The sequence below is a fragment of the Aeromonas sp. genome (assembly GCF_050252055.1).
Taxonomy (GTDB): Bacteria; Pseudomonadota; Gammaproteobacteria; order Enterobacterales; family Aeromonadaceae; genus Aeromonas; species Aeromonas caviae.
Genome location: NZ_JBFWLQ010000006.1, coordinates 118,200 through 142,470 on the forward strand (window position 1 = coordinate 118,200; position 24,271 = coordinate 142,470).

The 24,271-nt window shown below is 62.4% G+C and carries 20 protein-coding genes and 1 pseudogene; 13 read left to right on the top strand and 8 right to left on the bottom strand.

What is annotated here, in order from left to right; all coding sequences use genetic code 11:
- Positions 1–40 precede the first annotated feature (40 nt).
- A complete protein-coding gene (locus tag AB7E19_RS12440) occupies positions 41–1,132 on the top strand; it encodes a PfkB family carbohydrate kinase (RefSeq protein ID WP_042014421.1) in 1,092 nt (363 codons plus the stop codon).
- A pseudogene (locus AB7E19_RS12445) lies at positions 1,126–2,142 on the top strand (pseudouridine-5'-phosphate glycosidase). The gene AB7E19_RS12440 and the pseudogene AB7E19_RS12445 overlap by 7 nt, the downstream one beginning before the upstream one ends.
- Positions 2,143–2,215: 73 nt before the next feature.
- Here AB7E19_RS12445 and AB7E19_RS12450 read toward each other — a convergent pair.
- Positions 2,216–2,941 (bottom strand): carbonic anhydrase, encoded by a 726-nt coding sequence (locus AB7E19_RS12450; RefSeq protein WP_039040335.1) that lies wholly within the window; start codon positions 2,939–2,941, stop codon positions 2,216–2,218.
- Positions 2,942–3,583: 642 nt separating this feature from the next.
- Between AB7E19_RS12450 and AB7E19_RS12455 the strand changes: the two genes are divergently transcribed.
- Both AB7E19_RS12455 and AB7E19_RS12460 read left to right on the top strand, forming a co-directional pair.
- Positions 3,584–4,339, top strand: coding sequence for a DNA/RNA non-specific endonuclease (locus AB7E19_RS12455; protein WP_151028191.1), 756 nt, complete (start codon positions 3,584–3,586; stop codon positions 4,337–4,339).
- A gap of 208 nt (positions 4,340–4,547) precedes the next feature.
- Positions 4,548–4,895, top strand: coding sequence for a DUF2541 family protein (locus tag AB7E19_RS12460; RefSeq protein WP_103255340.1), 348 nt, complete (start codon positions 4,548–4,550; stop codon positions 4,893–4,895).
- 31 nt (positions 4,896–4,926) lie between these two features.
- On the opposite strand, the gene mog is transcribed toward AB7E19_RS12460, so the two are convergent.
- On the bottom strand, positions 4,927–5,457 hold the full coding sequence (gene mog / locus AB7E19_RS12465) for a molybdopterin adenylyltransferase (RefSeq protein WP_041212474.1): 531 nt from the start codon (positions 5,455–5,457) through the stop codon (positions 4,927–4,929).
- A 406-nt stretch (positions 5,458–5,863) separates the two neighbouring features.
- Between mog and AB7E19_RS12470 the strand changes: the two genes are divergently transcribed.
- The 7 genes from AB7E19_RS12470 to proX all read left to right on the top strand — a co-directional run bounded on the left by AB7E19_RS12470 (position 5,864) and on the right by proX (position 12,147).
- Positions 5,864–6,202 carry a DUF3135 domain-containing protein gene (locus tag AB7E19_RS12470; RefSeq protein WP_010675440.1) on the top strand — a complete coding sequence of 113 codons (339 nt, stop codon included), beginning with the start codon at positions 5,864–5,866 and terminating at the stop codon, positions 6,200–6,202.
- A 232-nt stretch (positions 6,203–6,434) separates the two neighbouring features.
- Positions 6,435–7,232: a threonine/serine ThrE exporter family protein gene (locus AB7E19_RS12475; RefSeq protein WP_049636573.1), complete on the top strand. Its 798-nt coding sequence runs from the start codon at positions 6,435–6,437 to the stop codon at positions 7,230–7,232.
- A 118-nt stretch (positions 7,233–7,350) separates the two neighbouring features.
- A complete protein-coding gene (locus tag AB7E19_RS12480; protein ID WP_049636572.1) occupies positions 7,351–7,818 on the top strand; it encodes a threonine/serine exporter family protein in 468 nt (155 codons plus the stop codon).
- A 24-nt stretch (positions 7,819–7,842) separates the two neighbouring features.
- Entirely contained in the window at positions 7,843–8,334 is a 492-nt protein-coding gene (gene folA, locus AB7E19_RS12485; RefSeq protein WP_322130948.1) for a type 3 dihydrofolate reductase, read from the top strand.
- Positions 8,335–8,807: 473 nt separating this feature from the next.
- A complete protein-coding gene (gene proV, locus AB7E19_RS12490; protein ID WP_214002461.1) occupies positions 8,808–10,004 on the top strand; it encodes a glycine betaine/L-proline ABC transporter ATP-binding protein ProV in 1,197 nt (398 codons plus the stop codon).
- A complete protein-coding gene (proW, locus tag AB7E19_RS12495; protein WP_143237143.1) occupies positions 10,001–11,149 on the top strand; it encodes a glycine betaine/L-proline ABC transporter permease ProW in 1,149 nt (382 codons plus the stop codon). Before proV ends, proW begins: the two co-directional genes overlap by 4 nt.
- A complete protein-coding gene (proX, locus tag AB7E19_RS12500) occupies positions 11,146–12,147 on the top strand; it encodes a glycine betaine/L-proline ABC transporter substrate-binding protein ProX (RefSeq protein WP_322130949.1) in 1,002 nt (333 codons plus the stop codon). Before proW ends, proX begins: the two co-directional genes overlap by 4 nt.
- A gap of 99 nt (positions 12,148–12,246) precedes the next feature.
- Here proX and AB7E19_RS12505 read toward each other — a convergent pair whose 3' ends face one another.
- The 3 genes from AB7E19_RS12505 to AB7E19_RS12515 are packed head-to-tail and all read right to left on the bottom strand — an operon-like array spanning position 12,247 to position 16,542.
- Complete coding sequence (locus AB7E19_RS12505) at positions 12,247–13,053, bottom strand: phosphoadenylyl-sulfate reductase (RefSeq protein WP_010675432.1); 807 nt, start codon at positions 13,051–13,053, stop codon at positions 12,247–12,249.
- Positions 13,043–14,755 carry an assimilatory sulfite reductase (NADPH) hemoprotein subunit gene (cysI, locus tag AB7E19_RS12510; protein WP_322130950.1) on the bottom strand — a complete coding sequence of 571 codons (1,713 nt, stop codon included), beginning with the start codon at positions 14,753–14,755 and terminating at the stop codon, positions 13,043–13,045. The genes AB7E19_RS12505 and cysI overlap by 11 nt, the downstream gene beginning before the upstream one ends.
- The gene (locus AB7E19_RS12515) at positions 14,755–16,542 is read right to left on the bottom strand and encodes an assimilatory sulfite reductase (NADPH) flavoprotein subunit (RefSeq protein WP_427935483.1); all 1,788 of its coding nucleotides are present in this window, start codon (positions 16,540–16,542) and stop codon (positions 14,755–14,757) included. Before AB7E19_RS12515 ends, cysI begins: the two co-directional genes overlap by 1 nt.
- A 198-nt stretch (positions 16,543–16,740) precedes the next feature.
- On the opposite strand from AB7E19_RS12515, the gene AB7E19_RS12520 reads away from it, so the two are divergent.
- A complete protein-coding gene (locus AB7E19_RS12520; protein ID WP_322130951.1) occupies positions 16,741–17,553 on the top strand; it encodes a PhzF family phenazine biosynthesis protein in 813 nt (270 codons plus the stop codon).
- A 107-nt stretch (positions 17,554–17,660) separates the two neighbouring features.
- On the opposite strand, the gene lysS is transcribed toward AB7E19_RS12520, so the two are convergent.
- Together lysS and prfB are read right to left on the bottom strand one after the other, a co-directional pair.
- The gene (gene lysS, locus AB7E19_RS12525) at positions 17,661–19,196 is read right to left on the bottom strand and encodes a lysine--tRNA ligase (protein ID WP_128343002.1); all 1,536 of its coding nucleotides are present in this window, start codon (positions 19,194–19,196) and stop codon (positions 17,661–17,663) included.
- A 20-nt stretch (positions 19,197–19,216) separates the two neighbouring features.
- Positions 19,217–20,315 (bottom strand): peptide chain release factor 2 gene (prfB, locus tag AB7E19_RS12530; RefSeq protein ID WP_102948437.1). Its coding sequence is split into 2 segments (ribosomal slippage): positions 19,217–20,239 and positions 20,241–20,315, totalling 1,098 coding nucleotides; the frame shifts between segments, so codons are not numbered across the junction.
- Positions 20,316–20,567: 252 nt separating this feature from the next.
- On the opposite strand from prfB, the gene AB7E19_RS12535 reads away from it, so the two are divergent.
- Complete coding sequence (locus AB7E19_RS12535; protein ID WP_039040322.1) at positions 20,568–22,439, top strand: methyl-accepting chemotaxis protein; 1,872 nt, start codon at positions 20,568–20,570, stop codon at positions 22,437–22,439.
- 258 nt (positions 22,440–22,697) lie between these two features.
- Here AB7E19_RS12535 and gltS read toward each other — a convergent pair whose 3' ends face one another.
- Positions 22,698–23,897 (bottom strand): sodium/glutamate symporter, encoded by a 1,200-nt coding sequence (gene gltS, locus AB7E19_RS12540; protein ID WP_041212483.1) that lies wholly within the window; start codon positions 23,895–23,897, stop codon positions 22,698–22,700.
- Positions 23,898–24,271: the final 374 nt, after the last annotated feature.

Consider the following 24,271-nt stretch of genomic DNA (forward strand, 5'->3'; position numbering starts at 1 on the left):
CGGAAATAATGGACAAACGTTTGCAACTGGATGTTTGTCTATGACGGAACGTGAGCAAGAGATCCTCGCCCTGCTGCGCCAGGATCCCATGATTGCCCAGCAGGAGCTGGCGGACAGGCTCGGCATCAGCCGTTCCGCGCTGGCGAGCCACATCTCCAGCCTGATGCGCCAGGGCTATGTGCAGGGGCGCGGCTATGTGCTGCGCGAAGGCCCCTATGCCGTGGTGATCGGCGGCGCCAACATGGATATCTGTGGCTGCAGCCACGACAACCTGCGCATCGGCGACTCCAACCCGGGCCGGGTACGCACCTCCGCCGGCGGGGTAGGGCGCAACATCGCCGAGAACCTGGCGCGCCTTGGCACCGACACCCGGCTACTGACCGCGGTGGGCAACGATCAATATGGCCATCATCTTCTGGAGGTGAGCCAGCGCGCCGGGGTCGATGTGCGCCAGGTGCTGGTACTGGAGGGTCAGTCGACCTCCTGCTACCTCAGCCTGCACGATGGCAGCGGCGAGATGAGCTGCGCCGTCAACGACATGGGGATCATCGAGCAGCTCACCCCGGCCCGGCTCACCCCCTTGAGCGGTTTTCTTGGCGCGGCCCGGCTCTGGGTGCTCGACACCAACCTTGCCACCCACACCCTGGACTGGCTGTTCGAGCGCCAGGGGGAGCACATCATCTTCGTGGACACCGTGTCGGTGGCCAAGGTGGAGAAGATCCGCCCCTGGCTGCACCGCATCCACACCCTCAAACCCAATCGCACCGAGGCGGAGCAGCTGTGCGGCTTCACCATCGGGGGGCCCGACACCTGGCCCATGGCGGCGGCCTGGTTCCACCGCGCCGGGGTGCAGCGGCTCTTCCTGAGCCTCGGCGATCAGGGGATCTTCTATAGCGACGGGGCCTGCCAGGGCCATCTGCCCGTGCTCGGCAGCCCGGTCGTCAACGTGACCGGCGGCGGCGATGCCTTCATGGCAGGGCTGGCCCACGCCTGGTTGCAGGAGCAGGGCATCATGGAGACAACCCGGTTCGCCCTCGGTTGCGCCGCCCTCACCGTCAATTGTTCCGATACCGTCTTTTCCGGCCTATCCAAGGCCGCCGTTGAACGCATGCTGGAGGAGTACCCATGTTGAACGCTTACCTCGATATCCAACCTGAAGTTGCCGCCGCGCTGGCTGCCGGCAAGCCGGTGGTGGCCCTGGAGTCCACCATCATCTCCCACGGCATGCCCTATCCGCAGAACGTGGAGACGGCGCGTCAGGTGGAGCAGGTGGTGCGCGACAACGGCGCCGTGCCGGCCACCATCGCCATCATCGACGGCCGCCTCAAGGTGGGGCTGGATGCGGGGGCGCTGGAGGCGCTGGGCCGGGCCGGTCATGCCGCCACCAAGTGCAGTCGCCGCGACATTCCCTTCGTGCTGGCGAACAAGGGGCTGGGGGCGACCACGGTGGCCTCCACCATGATAGTGGCCGCCATGGCCGGGATCCGGGTGTTCGCCACCGGCGGCATCGGCGGCGTGCACCGCGGTGCCCAGGAGACCTTCGACATTTCGGCCGACCTGCAGGAATTTGCCCAGACCCCGGTGGCCGTGGTCTGCGCCGGAGCCAAGTCGATCCTCGACATCGGTCTGACCCTGGAGTACCTGGAGACCCAGGGGGTGCCGGTGATCGGCTACCAGACCGAGGAGCTGCCCGCCTTCTACACCCGGGAGAGCGGCTTCAAGGTGGATTACCGCCTGGAGAGCCCGGCGGCCATCGCCGAGGCGCTGCGTCTGAAGTGGGAGCTGGGGCTGGCCGGGGGCGCCGTGGTGGCCAACCCGATCCCGACCCAGTTTGCCATGCCCAAGGCCGACATCGACGCCGCCATTGCCCAGGCACTGCGAGAGGCGGACGAGCAGGGGGTGAAGGGCAAGGAGTCCACCCCCTTCCTGCTGGCCCGGGTGTGCGAGCTGACCGGTGGCAACTCCCTGGCAGCCAACATTCAGCTGGTGCTGAACAACGCCGCGCTGGGGGCGCGCATCGCTGCCAGCCTGTGATCGGTCGTCCGGGTGTGCGAGCTGACCGGTGGCAACTCCCTGGCGGCCAATATCCAGTTGGTGCTGAACAACGCCGCGCTGGGGGCGCGCATCGCTGCCAGCCTGTAAACACCTTTGCGAAAGATGCAAAAGAGGGCCGGCAGGCCCTCTTTTTATTGCGTTAATCGGTGAGGTGACCCCCTTATTCCAGCACCAGTCGCCCGTTGAGAGGCTGGACGGGGCGGTTGTTGGGGTGGTGCATCACCGCCTTGAAGGCATCGATCTGGGCCTGGCTGGCCTGGACCGGCTCCTTCATCACCAGCCAGCGCACTCCTTCCGAGCAGGGTGGGGTGGTCAGGGACCCGCTGAAGCGGTAGTAGTCGTGCTGGGCGGGCAGCAGTTGCTCTGCCGAGATGGGTTCCTTGAAGGCATGGATCTCCCCCGCCTTGGCTGGCAGCACCTGCCAGGCCTGGCTCAGGGCCCCATTGGCCTGGCCCGGCTCGAACATCACGGCGACCACCGCCAGCTCCCCCTTGTCATTGGCATGGACCAGGTGACCCTCCAGGGGGTAGGACCTGCCTTCGATGAGGTTTTCGCTGGGGGCGTGGAAGTGGAACTGCTTGAGCTCGAAGTGCATGCCGTCGAGCTCAAGGGTGCTGCCGGGGGCATAGTTGACCTGCACCGTGTGGCCGTTGTTGACCAGCGTCTTGCCACCCGCCTGATAGTGGAACTGCAGGGGGGCCAGATCGGCCTTCACCAGACCCGAGAGGTTGACCGGCGACTGGTTGCTGCCGGCACACTGGCCATATTCCGGGGTCAGGCTGGCCCATTTCGCCGGGCCGGCCTCGCCGCTGTATTCCCAGTGTGTGGTGGCGGCAAAGGCGGCAGGGCAGAGCAGCAGGGCGCCAGCCAGCAGGGACTTTTTCATCATGCATCCTTATCCTGATTGAAAAGCACGGCCATTCCTGGCCTTCCGGCAGGAAGGCCAGGAATGGCATCGTTGGAAACGCAGGGTACGCGGTGTCAGACCGGATTAATTGTTATGAAAGGTCTGTCGTCATCGTTATTTGAAGCGTGGCATGAGGCGGCGCCATGATGTATTCCGGCAACGGGGCACGCTTATTCATGAAGGAGAAATCCTGCGGGCATTTTCGCAATGAACGGCCCCCTTTCATGGCGCCCCAAATAGATGACGGGCTGATTCTAGAGGGCTTTTCATGGCTCCGTTTGATCTCGAGCAAACAAGCGCGGACTAATTATCAGGCTTGAGGATCCCTTATTTCGTTGGGTTTTTTCGATATTCCCTGACCCGGCCAGGGGCGTGCGTGGCGGGAGCCGGGCGCTGCGCTGACAGAGTGCCTCGGTGTTGACCCCTTATCTCTCTGATAGTGCTGGAGAAATTCCCCCCTCAGCACAGTGACGGCGGGATGACAATCCCCCGGTTGGCGGCGCCTTGTTTGCGGTTTTGCCGTCCTCTTCACATTTCCGGATTGCTCGCTATTTGTGCGATTGCCTTACTCATCCGACCTGGTGTCAAATCACTCCGCCTAACACAAGGAGTGGCATAATAATGAATAATATCAATAAATTAGTTCTGGCTATCGGATTCACTCTCACCACCTTCCCGAGCCTGGCGGCGGGATTCCAGTGCGGGGAGCACGTCACCCTGGGGGTACCCGGTCAATCCAGTCAGCTGTTGTGCCGGGAGGGCTATGCCGCCGGGTACAACTACGACACCAAGGTCTCTGACTGGGTCTCTTACCGGATGACGGCGACCAGCGCCCAGGGCCAGGTGCCGCGCAAGGATGCCTTCGCCGAGGACAAGGAGGTGCCGGTGCAGTTTCGCGCCACCCTGTCGGACTACAAGGGCTCGGGCTATGACCGCGGCCACCAGGCGCCGGCGGCGGACATGCGCTCCACCGCCAACACCATGAAGCAGAGCTTCCTGCTGACCAACATGACCCCGCAACTGCCGGCGCTCAACCAGGGGGCCTGGCGCATCCTGGAGGAGAAGACCCGGCAGTGGGCCATCACCTACAAGAGCGTGCAGGTGATCACCGGCCCCATCTTCACCCACTCCGATGGCGCCATCGGCAACGGCGTGACCGTGCCCCACGCCTACTACCGGGTGGTGATGGATCTGGCGGGCAAGCGGGCCATCGCCTTCATCCTGCCGCAAGAGAACGTCTCGGCCAGTCGGCTGGCGGACTATGTGGTGACGGTGGATGAGGTGGAGGAGCAGACCGGACTCGACTTCTTCACCGAGCTGCCGGATGAGCAGGAAGAGGCCATGGAGTCGCGGCTGTCGGCCATGTGGGGCAGCTAGCGCGTCCGGCAGGGGTAACGGGGGCCCAGGCCCCCGTTACCCACACGGGCCTCCGGCCATTGTCATGGCCCCTGGTACAGGGCCAGTACAGCTTGGGTCTGGCATCGAGCCCTTATCATGACTCCTTTTTTCAGGAGGCATCATGTCAGCGCTGTTTTCCCTTCACTCCTCGTCCACTCTTGCCCGCGCGTTGCGCATCTGCGTACCCATGGCGCTGCTGGGGGCTGCTGTTCCCCCGGCCATGGCCGACGAGGATATCCGCTTGGGGCAGACCATTCTGCTCGGGGTCGGCGATCATCCCGCCATCATTCCCATGCTCGCCTGCCGGCCGACCAAATCCATCATGGTCAAGGCAGGGCGGGAGTTGACCCTAGAGCGGGTCAAGGTGTTCTACGGCAACGATCGCAGCAAGACCCTCTATTTCGACAAGGTGTTGAAAGAGGATCAGGAGTCGGGGTGGCAATCCCTCGGCAGCCGACTCTGCATCAAGCGCATCGAGGTGTACGGCAATTCGGAAGGGAGCAGGGCGGGGGTCAAGGTGTACGGGCGCAAATGAGCAAAGGGCGGGGGAAATCCCCGCCCAGTGCTTATTTCTTCGGGCGGAACGGTTTGATGATGGCCTCGTCGCACTCGAGATAGGGCCCTTCCATCAGGTCGATGCAGTAGGGAATGGCAGGGAAGACCGCATCCAGGCACTCGCGGATCGATTTGGGCTTGCCCGGCAGGTTGACGATGAGCGAGCTGCCGCGCAGGCCGGCGGTCTGGCGCGACAGGATGGCGGTCGGCACGAACTTGAGGGACTCGGCCCGCATCAGCTCGCCAAAGCCCGGCATCATGCGATCGCACACCGCCTCGGTGGCCTCCGGGGTCACATCCCGCCTGGCCGGCCCGGTGCCTCCCGTGGTAACGACAAGGCAGCACTGCTCATCGTCCACCAGCCGAACCAGGGTCGCCTCAATCTGATCCTGCTCGTCGGGGATCACCTGATAGACGGGCTCCCATTCCGAGGTCAGGTAGGCGTTCAGGGTGTCGATGATGGCCTTGCCGGAGAGATCTTCGTAGATGCCTGCACTGGCGCGATCGCTGACGGTGACGATACCGATTCTTGCCTTGCTCATGGTCTGCCCTTGGTTGCCGCAATAAAGTGGTAAATAAAATAACATAATCAGTGAGATATGTTAAACCGCCGGATGAGGCAAGGGGAGGGCATCGAGTCAGGGAGAGAGTCGAATGAAAAACAATTTTGAGGAAAGTCCCTTAAAAAGCATAAGGCCGAGAAAAATGGTGCTGAAATTTTATAAAAAAACTGACGCAGGCCGGATTCGGTTAATTTCATGAATCATAAGGAATAAATGATTTTTTCCGCCAACGATGCGCAATTCGTGCCAAAAACCGGACTCCTGTGGCTCGGCGGTGAATGGCCCAAAATCGCCACCATCCTATATAACCTTCCCTAGGGACAGTGAAATAGTGATGTGCCCGGCGTCGTTCCATTCCATGGGCGAGGTCCGGCCAGGAGGGTATATGGAGCTGCCTGATTTCGATACCCTGAAGTACTGGGCGCTGGCCGAGCCGGAGCGACTCGACGCGCTGCTGCACCAGCAGATAGAGACCCTGATTGCCCAGGTGGGACCAGAGCGGCAACGTCGGCTGCGAGGTCTGCAATTTCGCATCGACTGCCAGCGCCGCCTGGCAAGAAACAACCTCGACAGCTGCATCCGGATAGCCAACATGATGCATGACTCCGTCTACGCCATGCGCCAGCACATTCTGGATCTGCAGAACGAATCTTGTCAGGAAATGGCAGAGCCCCCGCTACCGGATAATGTGATAGCGTTTTCCAGTTATCTGAAACGGAAATAATTCACGGCCCTGTTCAAGATATAAAAAAACAGGGTATTTATTAATTTGTTTCACCCCTTCTCAAACAAGTTGTTAAGCAAGTTGGGTGAATTGTTTTTTATTTGCTGCAAATATTCCCCGGGCGGCTGAATAATAGTGACCAGTGCCCGCAGTCCGATAGAGATGGATGAAGGTGTATTTATTTTGGGGTAATATCCAGACACATTTCATCTTGCTATGACTCAAAGGGATCATGAGAAGCATCACACCAGGAAGGGTGCTGTCGCGAGAGCAGCAGACGGAGATCACCCGGATCATCGTCAAGGCGGGCCAGATGCTGGCCCAGTTTGGGGCGGAGAGCCGCATCATAGAGCAGACCACGGTCCGCCTGGGCATGGCGCTCGGGCTGGAGAGCGTCGAGATGGCCATCTCTTCCAGCGCCATCGTCCTCACCAGCCTCTACCAGGGCAGTTGCGTCACCACCACCCGCCGGGTGCGGGAGCACGGCATCAACATGCAGGTGGTGTGCGAAATCCAGCGCATCTGCATCATGTCAGAAAAGTCGCTTATCGGCGCGCGCGAGGTACGTCAGCGCCTCGAGGCCATCACGCCGTTCCACTATCACCCCTGGCTGGTGGTGCCCATGGTGGGGCTCTCCTGTGGTGCCTTCAGTCTGCTGTTTGGCGGTGACTGGCCCATCTTCCTGGTGACCTGCTGCTCGGCCTCGGTCGCCATGCGGGTGCGCCAGCTCATTGCCCGCCATCACCACAGCCCCCTCATCAACTTTGCCGCCACCGGTTTCATCGCCACCCTGCTCGCCTCCAGCGCCACCTTCTTCGGCTGGGGCGAACAACCCTATCTCGCCATGGCCGCCAGCGTGTTGCTGCTGGTGCCGGGGTTCCCGCTCATCAATGCGGTCTCCGACATGGTGAAGGGTTACTTCAACATGGGGCTGGCCCGCTGGGGCACGGCGACACTGCTGACCATCAGCGCAGCCATAGGGATCATTCTCGCCATGTCGGTGACCGGTATCTGGGGGTGGAAAGTATGAAGATCTTTGACGTTGTATCGACCCTGTTGATCGGGGCAAACCGGCTATCCATCAGCGCGCGGAACCATATCGGGATCATGCTCGCCATGTCGGTGACCGGTATCTGGGGGTGGAAGGTATGATGGAACTGCTCTGGCTGCTGGGCAAGGATGCCTTCTGGTCGGCCATTCCGGCGGTGGGCTTTGCCATGCTGTTCAACGTGCCGCCACGGATGCTCAAATATTGCGCCATGGGCGGCGCGCTGGCTCACAGCCTGCGCACCCTGCTGATCCATCAGGGCATGCCCATCGAGTGGGCCACCCTGGCGGCGGCGACCACGGTCGGCTTTGTCTGTGTCTACTGGTCGCGCCGGCTGCTGGCGCCGCGCCCGGTGTTCAGCGTTGCCTCCATCATCCCCATGATCCCGGGTAGCTATGCGTTCAAGGCGATGATCGCGGTGGTGGAGCTCAATATCTCCGGAGTGACCATGGAGCTTATCCAGAGCGCGGTGGAAAACGGCCTCAAGGCGCTGTTTATCGTGGGGGCCCTTAGTTTCGGTTTGGCGATCCCCTCTCTGGTCGTGTACCGTAACCGCCCCATTATCTGACCGACGGTTCGAGAGGTTGACCCCATGATGATTTCCATGATTGCCGCCATGGCCCACGATCGGGTGATAGGGCTGGACAACCAGATGCCCTGGCACTTGCCGGCGGATCTGGCCCACTTCAAGCGGGTGACCCTGGGCAAGCCGGTGCTGATGGGGCGCAAGACCTTCGAGTCCATCGGACGGCCGCTGCCTGGCCGCCGCAATCTGGTGATCAGCCGCAACCCCGACTACCGGGCCGACGGCGTGGAGGTCATCGATTCGGTGGAGGCGGCGCTGGCGCTGCTGGCCGGCAGCGACGTGGCCGAGCTGATGGTGATCGGGGGCGGTCATCTCTACGGCCAACTGCTGCCACGGGCCGACAGGCTCTATCTGACCCGCATCGATCTGGCGGTGGAAGGGGATACCCGCTTCCCGGCCTTCGATGAGGGCAACTGGTCGTGCATCGAGCGCGAGTCACATCAGCCCGACGAGAAGAACCCCCACCCCTACTGTTTCGAGACCTGGCAGCGGCGCTGAGCCCTCTGATGCCATGAAGAGCCCCTTGCGACAGCCGGGGGCTTTTTTGTGCCCTGTTGCTGCAAAGAGAAGGGGGCTGAACCGGCATGGTTGAAGGTGCCTGAAGCAATATCCGGAATGCGCGGCATTAAAATGATTAGTTATGTAATGAATGAGCCATTCATCGCCCCGATGGGCGCCATCCTCCCCACCCTCTCTTTTCGCCTGCTGCTAACGCCTTTTAATCATTAATGAAATATGCTGAAAGTGCATCGATACTGTGGCGGACCTGTCTGTTATAGGCGTTTTTATCGTGATTTAATGGATTTTTATGAATGAAAATAACCAATAAAAATCAATAAGTTAAATTTAACCTTTCCAGGTTGGCTTCGATTGGTTCTTTTATTTGAGTGTGAAATTACTTAGTGTTAAAAGTAATTGGCTCACGTTCGACGGTTTGCCAGGCAAGGCGTCGGCCAAGAAAAAAGGACAATATGACAGTCAAACTCGAGGTCAAATCCCTCTACAAAATCTTCGGCGATCAGCCGGATAAAGCGTTCAAATTGCTGGCGAAAGGGCATGATCGCGCCAGCATCCTGAAAAAGACCGGACAGACCCTGGGGGTCCAGGATGTCAATCTGGCCATCAACGAAGGGGAGATCTTCGTGGTGATGGGCCTCTCCGGCTCGGGCAAGTCCACCCTGGTGCGTCTCTTCAACCGGCTGATCGAGCCGACCCGCGGCCAGGTGCTGATCGATGGCGAGGACATCGCCGCCATCTCGGAGCGCGAACTGCGCCAGGTGCGCCGCAAGAAGATCAGCATGGTATTCCAGTCTTTCGCCCTGATGCCGCACCTGAGTGTGCTGGAAAATACCGCCTTCGGGCTGGAGCTGGCCGGTGTACCGCTGGCGGAGCGCCAGCAGAGCGCCCGTCAGGCGCTCCATCAGGTGGGGCTGGGGCAGTGGATAGAGGCTTATCCGGATGCCCTCTCCGGCGGCATGAAGCAGCGGGTCGGGCTGGCCCGGGCCCTTGCCAATGACCCCGACATCCTGCTGATGGACGAAGCTTTCTCCGCGCTGGATCCCCTGATCCGCACCGAAATGCAGGATGAGCTGCTCAAGCTGCAGGCCAGCCAGCAGCGCACCATCGTCTTCATCTCCCACGATCTGGACGAGGCGATGCGCATCGGCGATCGCATCGCCATCATGCAGGATGGCCAGCTGGTGCAGGTGGGCACCCCGGACGAGATCCTGAACCAGCCCGCCAACGACTATGTGCGCGCCTTCTTTCGCGGTGTGGATCTGGCTCATGTGTTCAGCGCCCGCGATGTGGCCAGCCGCAAGCAGGTGCCCCTCATCAAGAAGCACACCACCGACGGGCCGGGCAACGCCCTGCGCCAGCTCAAGGAGCTTGAGCGGGAGTTCGGGTACGTGGTGGATCGTAGCCGTCGCTTCCTCGGGGTCGTCTCGGTGGAGTCGCTCGGTCAGGCGGTAAGGACCAAAGGCAGCCTGGAGCAGGCGTTGCTGGCGGACATCCAGCCCATTCTGGCGGACACCGCCCTCAATGAACTGATCAGCCAGGTGGCGGCCGCCCCCTGTCAGGTGCCCGTGGTCGAGGAGGATGGCACTTACCTCGGCCTCATCTCCAAGGCCAATCTGCTCAACACCCTGGACAGGAGTACCCCGGCATGAAGCTGATGAATCCCCATTTCTTGCTGAGTGGGCTGCTGGCCCTGGTGCTGCTGGCGAGCCCTTCCCTGCGGGCCGATGAGGTGGCGGCAGACCCCTGGAGCGCGCCTGCATCCACCGAGGTGTCCGATCCCTGGGGCAGTACCGACACCCAGGCCACCGACTGGCAGAACCAGATCGAAGCCGCCGACACCACAACCGCCATCGACTGGCTGGATCCTTTCCAGCAGGCGCTGGTGCCGCTGGATACCTGGGTGGAAGGGGGCATCGGCTGGCTGGTGGAGAACCTGCGGCCGCTGTTCCAGCTGATCCGCGCACCGGTGGAGCTGACCCTGAACGCCATGACCCATCTGCTGCAGACGGTGCCCTCCACCCTGATGATGGGGCTCCTGGCTCTGCTTGCCTGGCAACTGGTGAACGGCCGCATGGCGCTCGGTACGCTCGTATCTCTTGTGGGGATCGGGCTCATCGGGGCCTGGTCCGATGCCATGGTGACCCTGTCCCTGGTGCTGACCTCGCTGTTCTTCTGCGTGCTGCTGGGATTGCCCACCGGCATCCTGCTGGCCCGCAGCGAGCGGCTCTCCACCTGGACCCGGCCGCTGCTGGATGCCATGCAGACCACCCCGGCGTTCGTCTACCTCATCCCCATCGTGATGCTGTTTGGCATCGGCAACGTGCCCGGGGTGGTGGTGACCGTCATCTTCGCCCTGCCGCCCATGATCCGGCTCACCATGCTGGGCATTCGCCAGGTGCCTGCGGATCTGGTGGAGGCGGCCCACTCGTTCGGTGCCAGCCCCTCCCAGTTGCTGTTCAAGGTACAGCTGCCGCTCGCCATGCCCACCATCATGGCCGGGGTCAACCAGACCCTGATGCTGGCGCTCTCCATGGTGGTGATCGCCTCCATGATCGCGGTGGGGGGCCTCGGCCAGATGGTGCTGCGCGGCATCGGCCGGCTCGACATGGGGCTCGCCTCCATCGGCGGCCTCGGCATCGTGCTGCTGGCCATCGTGCTCGACCGCCTCACCCAGGCGATGGGGCAACCGGATCGCACCCGTACCGGCCGCTGGTATCAGCACGGCCCCGCCGCCCTGCTGCTGCGCCTGGCCGGTCGTGACAAGAAAATCGATTACAAAGGAGTAAATGCATGAGACCGATCACCAAAGGATTGACCCTGGGCACATTGCTGCTGAGTACCCAACTGCTGAGCCCGCTCGCCATGGCCAGCGCCGAGTTGCCGGGGGAGGGGGTTCGCGTTCAGCCCCTGCAGAGCTCCTTGCCGGAAGAGGCCTTCCAGAGCCTGCTGGTGAGCAAGCTGATGGCGCGTCTGGGTTACGATGTCCAGACCGCCCAGGAGGTGGACTACAACGTGGCCTATGCCTCGGTGGCCCAGGGAGACGGCACCTTCCTTGCGTTCAACTGGGTGCCGCTGCAGGACAACAAGTACGAGCAGGCGGGGGGCGACAAGGTGTTCTTCCGTGAGGGCACCTATGTGGCCGGTGCCGCCCAGGGGTACCTCATCGACAAGAAGACCGCGACCCAATACGGCATCACCAACCTGGGCCAGCTCAAGGATCCCGAGGTGGCGGCGCTGTTTGACGGGGATGGCGACGGCAAGGCCGACCTCATCGGTTGCAACCCCGGCTGGGGCTGCGAGGGGGCGATCAACCATCACCTCGACGCCTTTGGTCTGACCCCCACGGTGGCCCACAAGCAGGGCAACTACGCGGCGCTGATCGCCGATACCCTGGCTCGCTACCAGGCCGGCAAGCCGGTGCTCTATTACACCTGGACCCCCTACTGGCTCAGCAGCGAACTGGTGCCGGGCAAGGATGTGGTGTGGCTGGAAGTCCCCGCCGACGCCCCGGATGCGGCCAAGACCCGTTTGCCGAACGGCAAGAACTACGGCTTTGCGGTGAACACCATGCACATCGTTGCCAACAAGCGGTTTGCCGAGGCCAATCCGGCCGCCGCCAAGCTCTTCTCCATCGTCAAGCTGCCGCTCAATGACATCAACGTGCAGAACGGCCTGATGAACAAGGGGCAGAACAAGCCGGCGGACGTGGAACGTCATGCCGATGCCTGGCTCAAGGGCCACGAGGCGCTGGTGAACGACTGGCTGAATCAGGCGCGCGCCGCCGCCATGTAATGAGGGGTGGAACGTCGCCCTTTTGCGCAAAGAAAAACGCCCGGCAGTTGCCGGGCGTTTTTTTGTGGGCGGGGCGCAGCACATGGCCGGACCGGGGGATCAGATGCCGGAGCCGTCGCTCTCGCCACCTTCCTCATGCAGGCCACACTCGCGCTTGAGGCCGAAGAAGCGGGTCTGCTCCTCGCTCATGCCGGGCTCCCACTTGGCGGTGGTGTGCACGTCGCCGACCGAGAGGTAACCCTGCTCCCACAAGGGGTGGTAGGGGAGGTCGAACTCCTTGAAGTAGTAGAAGACGTCCTTGTTGCTCCAGTCGATCACCGGCAGGAACTTGAAGCGACCGCGCTGGATGGCCAGCACCGGCAGCTTGCCCCGGCTGCCGGACTGCTCACGGCGCAGGCCCGAGAACCAGGTGCGGGCACCCAGCTCGTTCAGGGCGCGGTCCATGGGCTCCACCTTGTTGAGCTGGTTGTAACGGGTGATCCCCTCCACCCCCTGCTCCCACAGGAGGCCGAAGCGGGCCTCCTGCCAGGCCGGGCTGAGTTCGGCCCGGTAGATCTTGAGGTTGAGCGCGAGACGCTCGGTCAGCTCGTCGATGAAACGGTAGGTCTCGGGGAAGAGATAACCGGTGTCGGTCAGCACCACGGGCACGTCGGCCCGCTCGCGGCTCACCAGGTGCAGCATGAGCGCCGCCTGGATACCGAAACTCGACGACAGCACATGCTCCCCCGGCAGGTTGGCCAGGGCCCAGCGCACCCGCTCGGGGGCGCTCATGGCGTCCAGCTCCCGGTTGAGGGGGGCCAGCGCCTCGACCTGTTCCTCCCGGCCCAGGGCCAGGAGGGCGTCGAGGTCGAGCCGGCCGTCGGCGGTGCGCGCCAGCCGGGCTGTATCAGTCTGTTCAGGCTGCATAGAAGTCCCTCGCGGAGTCGATAACCGGGGCGATGATGCCGGCGCGAATGACAAAATCGCCAAAGCACTCGTCCGGGTTGCGTTCGCTCGCCCAGCGGCCGATCAGGGCGTCCAGTTCGGCCAGGATCTGCGGCTCGGTGATGTTCTCCAGGTGCAGGCGCGGGATACGGGTCCCCTCGAGGTTGCCCCCCAGGTGCAGGTTGTAGCGACCCGGCGCCTTGCCCACCAGACCCACTTCCGCCAGCATGGCGCGGCCGCAGCCGTTGGGGCAGCCGGTGACCCGGAAGATGATGGCGTCATCCGCCAGGCCGTGCTTGGCCAGCAGCCCCTCGATGTTGGTGACGAAGGCAGGCAGCATGCGCTCGGCCTCGGCCATTGCCAGGGGGCAGGTGGGCAGGGCCACACAGGCCATGGACTGCTTGCGCTGCTCGCTCACGCCGTCATCCAGCAGACCGTACTGGCGCGCCAGCGCCTCGATGCGGGCCTTCTCGCCGGCAGGCACGCCCGCGATGATGAGGTTCTGGTTGGCGGTGAGGCGGAAGTCCCCCTGATGCACCTTGGCGATCTCCAGCATGCCGGTCTTGAGGGGCTTGCCCGGGAAGTCCAGCAGGCGGCCGTTCTCGATAAACAGGGTCAGGTGGTGCTTGCCGTCGATCCCCTCCACCCAGCCGAAGCGATCGCCACGACTGGTGAATTCATAGGGGTGAACCGGCCCGAACTGGATGCCGGCGCGGTTCTCCACCTCGGCCTTGAAGGCCTCGACCCCCACCCGTTCAAGGGTGTACTTGGTCTTGGCGTTCTTGCGGTTGACCCGGTTGCCCCAGTCGCGCTGGGTGCTGACCACGGCGGCCGCCACCTCCAGCACGTGGGAGAGCGGAATGAAGCCAAAGTCGCTCGCTTTGCGCGGGTAGGTGGTGGTGTCACCGTGGGTCATGGCGAGACCGCCCCCCACCAGCACGTTGAAGCCTACCAGCTTGCCGTGATCTGCAATGGCCACGAAGTTGAGATCGTTGGCGTGGATGTCCACATCGTTGTGGGGCGGGATGACCACGGTTGTCTTGAATTTGCGCGGCAGGTAGTTGGAGCCCAGGATCGGCTCCTCGTCACCCCCCAGCTTCTCGCCATCCAGCCAGATCTCCACGTAGGCGCGGGTCTTGGGCAGCAGGTGCTCGGAGATCTTCTTGGCCCACTCGTAGGCCTCCTGGTGCAACTCGGACTCCACCGGGTTGCTGGTGCAGAGCACGTTGCGGTTTACGTCCCCCGCGGTGGCGATGGAGTCGATACCTGTGCTGTTGAGGGTCTGGTGCATCAGCTTGATGTCGCGCTTCAGTACCCCGTGGAACTGGAAGGTCTGGCGGGTGGTCAGGCGGATGCTGCCGTACATGCTGTGTTCTTCGGCGAACTTGTCGATCACCTGCCACTGGGCCGGGGTGATGATGCCGCCGGGCAGGCGGGCGCGCAGCATGACGTTGTGCAGGGGCTCCAGCTTCTGGGCGGTGCGCTCCGGGCGGATGTCGCGGTCATCCTGCTGATACATGCCGTGGAAGCGGATCAGCTGGAAGTTGTCGCCGTTGAAGCCGCCGGTGAGCGGGTCCTGCAGATCTTCGGCGATGGTGCCGCGCAGGAAGTTGCTCTCGCGCTTGAGGCGTTCGTTGTCAGCCAGCGGCCCTTCGACCGGTCCCGGAATAAGTTGTTTGCTCATCAATAGACATCCCTTTGATAACGTTTGGCACGACGCAATTCGCTCAGATACTCTTCTGCTTCCTCACGGCTCTTGTGGCCGTGTTCCGCAATCACTTCCAGCAGGGCTTCCTGCACATCCTTCGCCATGTGGTTGGCGTCGCCACACACATAGAAGTGAGCGCCTGCTTCCAGCCACTGGTAGAGCTCAAGCCCTGCCTCGCGCAGACGGTCCTGCACATAGATCTTGTTGGCCTGATCCCGGCTGAAGGCCAGGGAGATCTTGGACAGCAGGCCCGATTTCACATAACGCTGCCACTCCACCTGATAGAGGAAGTCCTGGGTGAAGTGGGGGTTGCCGAAGAAGAGCCAGTTCTTGCCCTCTGCCCCCTGTGCTTCCCGCTCCTGCAGGAAGGCGCGGAACGGGGCAATGCCGGTGCCCGGGCCCACCATGATGACGGGGGTGTCGGGATTGGCGGGCAGGCGGAAGTTGTCGTTGTGCTCCACGAAGACCCGGACCTCGGCATCTTCCGGCAGACGGTCCGCCAGATAGGAGGAGGCGCCGCCGCTTCGCACTGTGCCATCTTCTTGGCGGTAGCGCACCACGCCGACGGTCAGGTGCACCTCTTCTTCCACCTCGCTCTGGGCGGAGGCGATGGAGTAGAGGCGGGGGGTGAGGGGGCGCAGCAGTGCGATCAGTTGATCGGCACTCAAGGAAGCCGGGAAGCGTTTCAGTACGTCTACCACCTGGGCGCTGGCCACCAGGGCGTTGACCTGGGCCTTGTCACCGGCCAGATCCTTCAGCGCCGCGTTGTCCGTGATCTCGGCGAGGCCAGTGATCAGGCCCCCGTGCAACCGGGTCAGCTCGTAGTGACGGGTCAGCGCCTCGCGCAGGCTGCCATGGGGGGTGGCCTCGTCACCGGTCAGACCGGTCAGGGCCAGCACTTCCCCCACGAGATCGGCGTCGTTGTCAAACCAGATGCCGAGCGCATCCCCCGGTTGATAGGTGATGCCGGACTCTTCCAGGTTGATCTCGATGTGACGGATGTCCTTGGTGGAGTCGCGGCCGGTGATCTTCTGGTTCACCGAGAGTCTGGCGGGGAAGGGGTTCTCCTTGTTGTACTGGCTGTGGCCGACGGCGGCCTGCACCGAGCCCGCCACGCTGGCGGTCGCGGCGCCGGCAGAGAGGGTGGCGGCGACCGCCGCAACGGCCTGCTCGCCCCAGGCCTTGGCGGCATCCTGATAATCCACATCGAGGCTAGCTAGCTCATGGATGCGCTCGGCCCCTGCCTTGGCGAGGAAGCCATCGAAATCCTTGCCGGTCTGGCAGAAGAACTCATAGGAGCTGTCACCCAGCCCTAGCACGGCAAACTTGAGGCCCTCGAGTTTGCCAATCTTGCCTTTTTTAAGCTGCTCGAACAGATCGACGGCGCTCTCGGGGGGCTCCCCTTCCCCGTAAGTGCTCACTACCACCAGCAGGTGGCTCTCTTTCTTGAGCTGCTTGGGTTTGTAGTCCGCCATGGAGGTGAGGGTCACCGGCAGGCCGCGGGCCTCGGCCTCGGCCTTGATGGCGCTGGCCACGCCCTTGGCATTCCCGGTCTGGGAGCCGTAGAGAATGGTCAGGCTGCCGCCGGGTGCCGCGACTTCTGCGCCTGCGCTCGCCACGGGCTGGACGCCCGCCTGGGAGAGGCCGTAGAGATAACCGCTGACCCAGGCCAGTTGCTGGGTATTGAGGGTGGTGAGAACTTGGTTGAGCTGGCGCTGCTGTTCGTCAGAGAGCGGGCTCAGGGTGGGGACTGTCAATGGCATCACACATGTCTTCCATGGTCTGATTTTTGGTCAGGGTAAGGGGTGTAATGAATAACAACAAAGAATAAAAATATCTTCTTTATGCGATTTATGAATTTATAAAGCCAAAATCCATCTCAGCCCCGGGGCGCCCGTGATATAAAAATGGCCTTGCCGAGCCCCCTGTCCCGGTGATCTCTCATGCCCCAAGGAGCAACCATGTCCCGTCTCTATCATGTCAACGCCTTCAGCCATCACCCCTTCGGAGGCAACCCCGCCGTGGTGGTGCTGGGGGAAGCGCGGTCCGACGCCGAGCTGCAGGCCATGGCGGCGGAGTTCAACCTCTCTGAGAGCGCCTTTCTGACCCAACTGGGAGAGGGGCATTACGGGTTGCGCTGGTTCACTCCGCAAGTGGAGGTGGACTTGTGCGGCCATGGTACCCTGGCGGCGGCCCATGTGCTGTGGCAGACGGGGGCGGTGTCGGGGGAGCTCCCCATCCGCTTCGCGACCCGCAGCGGTGAGTTGGTGGCCCGGCGGGAAGGGGAGTGGATCTGGCTCGATTTTCCGCGCATTGCCCTGGCGCCCCTCGAGCTGGACCCTGCCTATGGGACGGCTCTTGGCTGCCAGCCGCTGCAAACCCTGGCGGCCGGGGCCAAGTTCCTGCTTGAGCTCGGTAGCGAGGAGGCGGTCCGCGCGCTCACCCCCGATTTTCACGCCCTGCGGGCGCTGCCGGGCCGGGGGATCATGGTGACGGCGCCATCGAGCCGGGGAGAGGACGACTTCGTCTCCCGCTACTTTGCCCCCTGGGTCGGGGTGGACGAGGATCCGGTGACCGGCTCCAACCACTGCGCCCTGGTGCCCTTCTGGGCCGAGCGGTTCGGCAAACGGCAATTGCGGGCACGCCAGGTCTCGGCCCGAGGCGGGGATCTCAGGCTGGAATTGCAGGAGGAGCGAGTGCTGATGGCGGGCCGGGCACTGACCCTGTGGCAGGGGGAGTGGCTGCTGCCCCCTGTCGCACCCGCGGACCGATGACCGCTCGTCACTGTGTGAGTTCTGCATAAAAAAAACGCCCCGCAATTGCGGGGCGTTTTGATTGCCATGGACGGCAGCGTTTTGCTGCGGCCCTGTTTCTGCGGCGCTTACTTTTGTGGACGCAAGGCCGGGAACAGAATGACGTCGCGGATGGTGTGGCTGTTGGTGAACAGCATCACCAGACGGTCGATACCGATGCCCTGACCGGCAGTCGGCGGCAGACCGTGTTCCAGTGCGGTGACGAAGTCGGCGTCGTAGAACATGGCTTCGTCATCGCCTGCGGCTTTCTGGTCAACTTGAGCCTGGAAGCGCTCGGCCTGATCTTCTGCATCGTTCAGCTCGGAGAAGCCGTTGGCCAGCTCGCGGCCGCCGATGAAGAATTCGAAGCGGTCGGTGACGTCCGGGTTCTGGTCGTTGCGACGGGCCAGCGGGGAGACGGCGGCCGGGTACTCGGTGATGAAGGTCGGTTGCAGCAGCATGTGCTCCACGGTCTCTTCGAAGATCGCGGTGATCACGTGGCCCAGTTCCCAGCTCTTCATCAGCTCGATGTGCAGGCGCTTGGCGACGGCGGTGGCCTTCTCCAGGGTCGCCAGATCGTCACGGGTCACATCCGGGTTGTACTTCAGGATGGAGTCAACCATGGAGAGACGCTGGAACGGCTGACCGAAATCGATGGTCAGACCCTCTTCGCCCTCTTTGGCGTAACGGATCTTGGTGTCGCCCAGGATGTCTTGCGCCAGGGTGCGCAGCATCTCTTCGGTGAGATCCATCAGATCGATGTAATCGGCGTAGGCCATATAGAACTCGAGCATGGTGAACTCGGGGTTATGGCGAACGGAGATGCCTTCGTTGCGGAAGTTGCGGTTGATCTCGTAGACACGCTCGAAACCACCGACCACCAGACGCTTCAGATAGAGTTCCGGAGCGATACGCAGGTACATGTCGATGTCCAGCGCATTGTGGTGGGTGATGAAGGGACGTGCGGAGGCGCCACCCGGGATGACCTGCATCATGGGGGTTTCCACTTCCATGAAGCGCTTGTCATTCAGGAACTTGCGAATGCCGGCCACCACCTTGGTGCGGGTCACGAAGGTCTTGCGGGACTCTTCGTTGGCGATCAGGTCCAGGTAACGCTGGCGGCAGCGGGCTTCCTGGTCGGTCAGACCCTTGTGCTTCTCGGGCAGCGGGCGCAGGGCCTTGGTCAGCAGGCGGATGGTGGAGACGTGTACGGAGAGCTCACCGGCGTTGGTGCGGAACAGGGTGCCCTCGACACCGACGATGTCACCCAGATCCCACTTCTTGAACTGCTCGTTGTAGAAGCCTTCCGGCAGATCGTCACGGGTCACGTAGATCTGGATCTTGCCAGCCATGTCCTGCAGGGTCGCGAAAGATGCCTTGCCCATGATCCGGCGGGTCATGATGCGACCGGCAATCTTCACCTGTTTACCCAGGGCGACCAGCTCGTCATTGCTCTTGTCGCCGAATTCGGCATGCAGATCGCCGGAGAGGCTGTCACGACGGAAGTCGTTGGGGAAGGGGTTGCCCTGGGCGCGCAAGGCGGCCAGCTTGGAGCGACGCTCAAGCATCTCGTTGTTCAGTTCGAGAGTCTGGTCGACTTCCGGGGTGGTGGTTTGTTCAGACATGGTGATTCCTGCTGCTCTGTTTACAGGCCTGATTTCAGGCTGGCTTCGATAAACTTGTCCAAGTCGCCGTCGAGTACCGATTGGGTATTGCGGGTTTCGACGCCGGTGCGCAGATCCTTGATACGGGAATCATCCAGTACGTAGGAGCGGATCTGGCTGCCCCAGCCGATGTCGGACTTGGTCTCTTCGAGGGCTTGCTTCTCAGCGTTCTGCTTTTGAATTTCCAGCTCGTAGAGCTTGGCCTTCAACTGCTTCATACACTGATCTTTGTTCTTGTGCTGGGAACGGTCGTTCTGGCACTGCACCACCACGCCGGTCGGCACGTGGGTGATACGCACCGCGGACTCGGTCCGGTTGACGTGCTGACCACCCGCACCGGAGGCGCGGTAGACGTCGATGCGAAGATCAGCCGGGTTGATCTCGATCTCGATGTCATCATCGATCTCGGGGTAGACGAACACGGAGCAGAACGAGGTGTGGCGACGGCCGCCGGAATCGAACGGTGACTTGCGTACCAGGCGGTGCACGCCGGTCTCGGTGCGCAGCCAGCCAAAGGCATACTCGCCAGTGAACTTGATGGTGGCGGACTTGATGCCGGCCACGTCGCCCTCGGAGCATTCGATGAGCTCGGGCTTGTAGCCGTGGGCATCGCCCCAGCGCAGGTACATGCGCAGCACCATGTTGGCCCAGTCCTGGGCCTCGGTGCCGCCGGAACCGGACTGGATGTCGATGTAGCAGTCGGAACCGTCGTGCTGACCGGAGAACATGCGACGGAACTCGAGATCCACCAGCTTGGCCTCCAGTTCGTCCGCTTCGACCACGGCTTCGTTGAAGGTCTCTTCGTCTTCGCCTTCGACGGCCAGGCTGACCAGCATCTCGACGTCATCGACGCCCTGGGTCAGGGTATCGATGGTGCTGACGACGTTCTCCAGGGAGACGCGCTCCTTGCCCAGCGCCTGTGCGCGCTCGGGTTCGTTCCAGACATCCGGCTGTTCCAGCTCGGCATTGACCTCTTCTAGACGCTCTTTCTTGGCGTCATAGTCAAAGGTACCCCCTAAGCAGCTCGGTCCTCTCAGACAGCTCCTTAAGCTTGTTTAATACAGGATTGACTTCAAACATCGTGAAAACTCTCGGGGTCGATGTGATTTAAAAACGGGATATTCTAGCCAATTGCAGAAGGAATAAACAGGGTTGGCTGGCCCCGCTCTTTTTCCTGCTCCAATTTTCCGCAGCATTTTTAAAATTTCCGCGTAAAATATCGTCACTCACGCCATTCTCCGCTTCAGTTTTGCGCGGATTGGCCGCTAACAACACACAGTGCCACGCACTCCCGATTGATCCTGTTCCCGACCCCCACAAGAAGAAAACACGATGAAAAACCTATCACTCAAGCAGAAGATACTGTTGTCTGTGGTCATCGCCTTGTCACTGGTGATCCTGCTGCTCTCCTGGCAGAGCTACACCAGCCAGAAGTCCATGCTGCTGCAAGGCAGTCAGGAACAGGTGCAGCGCCTTGGCAGCCAGCAGGCCGCCAGCGTCAGCGACTGGCTTGCCGCCCGTCGTGACGTCATCCAGGCCCTTGGCAACAAGGCCGGTGCCGAGCCCCTCAACGCCCTGCAACAGGCCCAGGTGTCCGGCCGTTTCCAGCTCACCTATTTTGGTGAGGGCAGCGGCAAGATGAACGACTCCGACCCCTCCATCAACCGCGACGGTTACGATCCCCGCTCCCGTGGCTGGTATCAGGAAGCCATGGCCAAGGGCGGCATGATCGTCACCAAACCCTACCTCGACGTGGCCTACAACATTCTGGTGGTGACCCTGGCCCAGCCTGCCCAGGGCGGCGTGGTGGGGGGGGATCTCTCCATCGCCTCCCTGGTGGATGACATCACCAAGATGAAGCTGCCGGCGGACGGCTTCGCCATCCTGATGCACAAGGATGGCACCGTCATCGCCTACAAGGATGCGGCCAAGGCGATGAAGCCGGCCAGCGAGATCGACAACGATCTGACCAATGCCCTGATCGATCAGAGCAAGGCGAGCAACAGTCTGGTGCCTGCTTTCTTCGACAACGAGGGGCGTGACAAGCTGCTGTGGGCGACGGACATTCCGGACACCGACTGGGAGCTGGTGCTGGTACTGGACAAGAGCACCCTGGAGGCGCCGCTCTCCTCCCTGCTGATGACCCAGCTCGGCCTGGCCCTGCTGGTGCTGGTGGGCAGCATCCTCGCCATCTCCTGGCTGGTCAGCCTGCTGCTCGGTCCCCTCACCAAGGTGTCCCAGGCCCTGGCCCGCATCGCCGACGGTAACGGCGATCTGACCCAGCGCATCAAGATCGACGCCAATGACGAAGTGGGCCAGCTCGCCGGCAGCTTCAACCGCTTCGTGGGCAGCCAGCATCAGCTCATCGCCAACATCCGTCAGCTTGCCAACGAGCTGAACGCCGATGCCGAACGCAGTCTGGTGACCAACCAGGCCGCGGTGGAAGAGCTGCAACGCCAGCAACAGGAGGTGACCATGGTCGCCACCGCCGTCACCGAGATGGCGAGTGCCACCATGGAGATCGCGGGCAACGCCGAGAACACCGCTGCCGCCGCCCAGCAATCTGCCCAGAGCAGTGAACAGGGCAAGATCCTGGTGAACCAGACTCGCCAGTCCATCAACAACCTGGCCGAGGAAGTGGGGCAGGCGACCGGCGTCATCGGTGAGCTGAGCCGTCACGCTCAGGCCATCTCCGGCATCCTCTCCACCATCCAGGGCATCGCCGAGCAGACCAACCTGCTGGCGCTGAACGCGGCCATCGAAGCGGCCCGCGCCGGCGAACAGGGTCGCGGTTTCGCCGTGGTGGCGGACGAGGTGCGGGTGTTGTCGCGCCGTACCCAGGATTCCACTCAGGAGATCCAGTCCACCATCGAAACCCTGCAACAGACCACGGCCCGCGCGGTGAGCCTGATGCAGACCAGCCAGGGGCTGGCGGACAACAGCGTGAAGGATGCCGACGCTGCCGCTGCGGCCCTGGAGGAGATCACCCAGGCCGTCAGCCTCATCTCCGACATGGCGGGCCAGATCGCCACCGCCGCCGAGGAGCAGACCCAGGTGACCGGTGAAATCACCCAGAACACCACCGCCATCAAGGATGTGAGCGACGAGATCACCGCTTCCGCCATGCGCGACCTGGATCAGGCGCACAACCTCAAGGGGCGTGCCACCAACCTGAACCAGCAGGTGTCGACCTTTATTTTGTAAGGAAGGTCAGGCCGCAATTTGAACCAGCTGGTGTTGGCCTTCATTCTGTAAGGGAAGGTCAGGCCGCAGTCCTACCGTGGCGTCAGTAAAAAGCCCCGCACCTTGGTGCGGGGCTTTTTGTTGCCTGCCGTCGGCCCCTTGGTGGGGCTCGGCGGCACCGTCGTGGCAGCGTAACCCGTGGTGCCCAAGCGTCCAGGGACCGGCAAGCAAAGAGCCCACCGCAAGGTGGGCTCTGTCATACGGGGCCTGCGTCCGGGATCACAGGAAGGGCAGGGCCAGGAACAGCTTGATCACCACAGCGTTGATGATGTCGATGAAGAAGGCTCCGACCATGGGCACCACCAGGAAAGCCAGGTGGGAGGGGCCGAAGCGCTGGGTAATGGCCTGCATGTTGGCAATGGCAGTGGGGGTGGCGCCGAGGCCGAAGCCGCAGTGACCCGCCGCCAGCACGGCTGCATCATAGTTGCGCCCCATGACCCGGAAGGTGACGAAGATGGCGTAGAGCGCCATGGCCACCGTCTGAACGGCCAGCAGGATGAAGATGGGCAGGGCCAGGCTTGCCAGCTCCCACAACCTGAGGCTCATCAGCGCCATGGCGAGGAAGAGCGACAGACTGACGTTGCCGAGCAGGGAGACCTCGCGGTCGCTCACTTCGTGCCAGTTGAGCAGGGTGAGCAGGTTGCGCAGCAGCACGCCGACAAACAGCACGCAGACGAAGATCGGCAACTCGAAGACGCCGCCCTTGAGATAGAGGGCCAGCATTTCGCCCCCTTTCAGGCTGATGGCGATGAGTGCCAGGGTCTCGATCAGGCTGAAGGTGGTGAGCGGGCGCTCCATGTCCGGCATTTCGAAGCCCTGGGGGGCGCCGTCACGGTTGTGCTCCTCACCGGGTACCTGCACCTTCTTCACCAGATAACGGGCCACCGGGCCGCCGATGAGGCCCCCCAGCACCAGGCCGAAGGTGGCACAGGCTATCGCCAGCTCGGCGGCGGATTGCACGCCGTACTTCTCGGTGAAGATGGAGCCCCAGGCCGCCCCGGTGCCGTGGCCGCCGGAGAGGGTGATGGAGCCGGCCAGCAGCCCCATGTGGGGATCCAGCCCCAGCAGGGTGGCCAGACCCACCCCCAGGCTGTTCTGCACCAGCAGCAGGCCGGTGACCACCAGCAGGAAGGTGGCCACCGCCTTGCCGCCGCGCTTGAGGCTGCCCAGATCGGCGGAGAGGCCGATGGAGGCGAAGAAGGTCAGCATCAGGGCCGTTTGCAGGCTGGTATCAAATTGCAGTTCGATCTGCAGGGTGGAACGCAGCACCAGCAGCACCAGGGCAACCACCAGGCCACCGGCCACGGGTTTGGGGATGTTGAAAGTGCGCAGGGGTCCTATCTTGTTGACCAGCAGGCGGCCAAGCAGCAGCACCAGGGTCGCGGCGACCAGGGTGGCGTAGGCATCAAGTTGTAGCATTCAGTGCTCCCATGTTGATCGGCTGTGTCTTTGGCGAGAAAGACTCACGGATCCAGCCGGGATGAAACAGAGTGGCGAACGCGCCAGTGACAGAGGGGCCGCAGCCCCGTCCCTCTGCAAAAGAGGGGGTCGACACGAGCCCGTGTTCGTCGGGCGTCCAGATGAGATTTGTGAAAAATCCGCCGGATACTAGCAAAAAACACCAAGTACATCCACATATGTCACATTAATGATTAAAACATGGTGTTAACATGGCATTTAAAACTGCCTCGCCGAGTGTGCTCCGGATCGCAACAATGCTGCTGCGGCTGTCATTTGCAGCGGCACTCTTTATAATTCGCCCGGTTCCGCCCCCACGGGAGGACACAGACCCT

Excerpts from the sequence above, each read along its gene's own strand:
- AB7E19_RS12440 (WP_042014421.1), top strand. The coding sequence starts at position 41 with ATGACGGAACGTGAGCAAGAGATCCTCGCCCTGCTGCGCCAGGATCCC.
- AB7E19_RS12450 (WP_039040335.1), bottom strand. The coding sequence starts at position 2,941 with ATGAAAAAGTCCCTGCTGGCTGGCGCCCTGCTGCTCTGCCCTGCCGCC.
- AB7E19_RS12455 (WP_151028191.1), top strand. The coding sequence starts at position 3,584 with ATGAATAATATCAATAAATTAGTTCTGGCTATCGGATTCACTCTCACC.
- AB7E19_RS12460 (WP_103255340.1), top strand. The coding sequence starts at position 4,548 with ATGGCGCTGCTGGGGGCTGCTGTTCCCCCGGCCATGGCCGACGAGGAT.
- mog (WP_041212474.1), bottom strand. The coding sequence starts at position 5,457 with ATGAGCAAGGCAAGAATCGGTATCGTCACCGTCAGCGATCGCGCCAGT.
- AB7E19_RS12470 (WP_010675440.1), top strand. The coding sequence starts at position 5,864 with ATGGAGCTGCCTGATTTCGATACCCTGAAGTACTGGGCGCTGGCCGAG.
- AB7E19_RS12475 (WP_049636573.1), top strand. The coding sequence starts at position 6,435 with ATGAGAAGCATCACACCAGGAAGGGTGCTGTCGCGAGAGCAGCAGACG.
- AB7E19_RS12480 (WP_049636572.1), top strand. The coding sequence starts at position 7,351 with ATGATGGAACTGCTCTGGCTGCTGGGCAAGGATGCCTTCTGGTCGGCC.
- folA (WP_322130948.1), top strand. The coding sequence starts at position 7,843 with ATGATGATTTCCATGATTGCCGCCATGGCCCACGATCGGGTGATAGGG.
- proV (WP_214002461.1), top strand. The coding sequence starts at position 8,808 with ATGACAGTCAAACTCGAGGTCAAATCCCTCTACAAAATCTTCGGCGAT.
- proW (WP_143237143.1), top strand. The coding sequence starts at position 10,001 with ATGAAGCTGATGAATCCCCATTTCTTGCTGAGTGGGCTGCTGGCCCTG.
- proX (WP_322130949.1), top strand. The coding sequence starts at position 11,146 with ATGAGACCGATCACCAAAGGATTGACCCTGGGCACATTGCTGCTGAGT.
- AB7E19_RS12505 (WP_010675432.1), bottom strand. The coding sequence starts at position 13,053 with ATGCAGCCTGAACAGACTGATACAGCCCGGCTGGCGCGCACCGCCGAC.
- cysI (WP_322130950.1), bottom strand. The coding sequence starts at position 14,755 with ATGAGCAAACAACTTATTCCGGGACCGGTCGAAGGGCCGCTGGCTGAC.
- AB7E19_RS12515 (WP_427935483.1), bottom strand. The coding sequence starts at position 16,542 with ATGCCATTGACAGTCCCCACCCTGAGCCCGCTCTCTGACGAACAGCAG.
- AB7E19_RS12520 (WP_322130951.1), top strand. The coding sequence starts at position 16,741 with ATGTCCCGTCTCTATCATGTCAACGCCTTCAGCCATCACCCCTTCGGA.
- lysS (WP_128343002.1), bottom strand. The coding sequence starts at position 19,196 with ATGTCTGAACAAACCACCACCCCGGAAGTCGACCAGACTCTCGAACTG.
- AB7E19_RS12535 (WP_039040322.1), top strand. The coding sequence starts at position 20,568 with ATGAAAAACCTATCACTCAAGCAGAAGATACTGTTGTCTGTGGTCATC.
- gltS (WP_041212483.1), bottom strand. The coding sequence starts at position 23,897 with ATGCTACAACTTGATGCCTACGCCACCCTGGTCGCCGCGACCCTGGTG.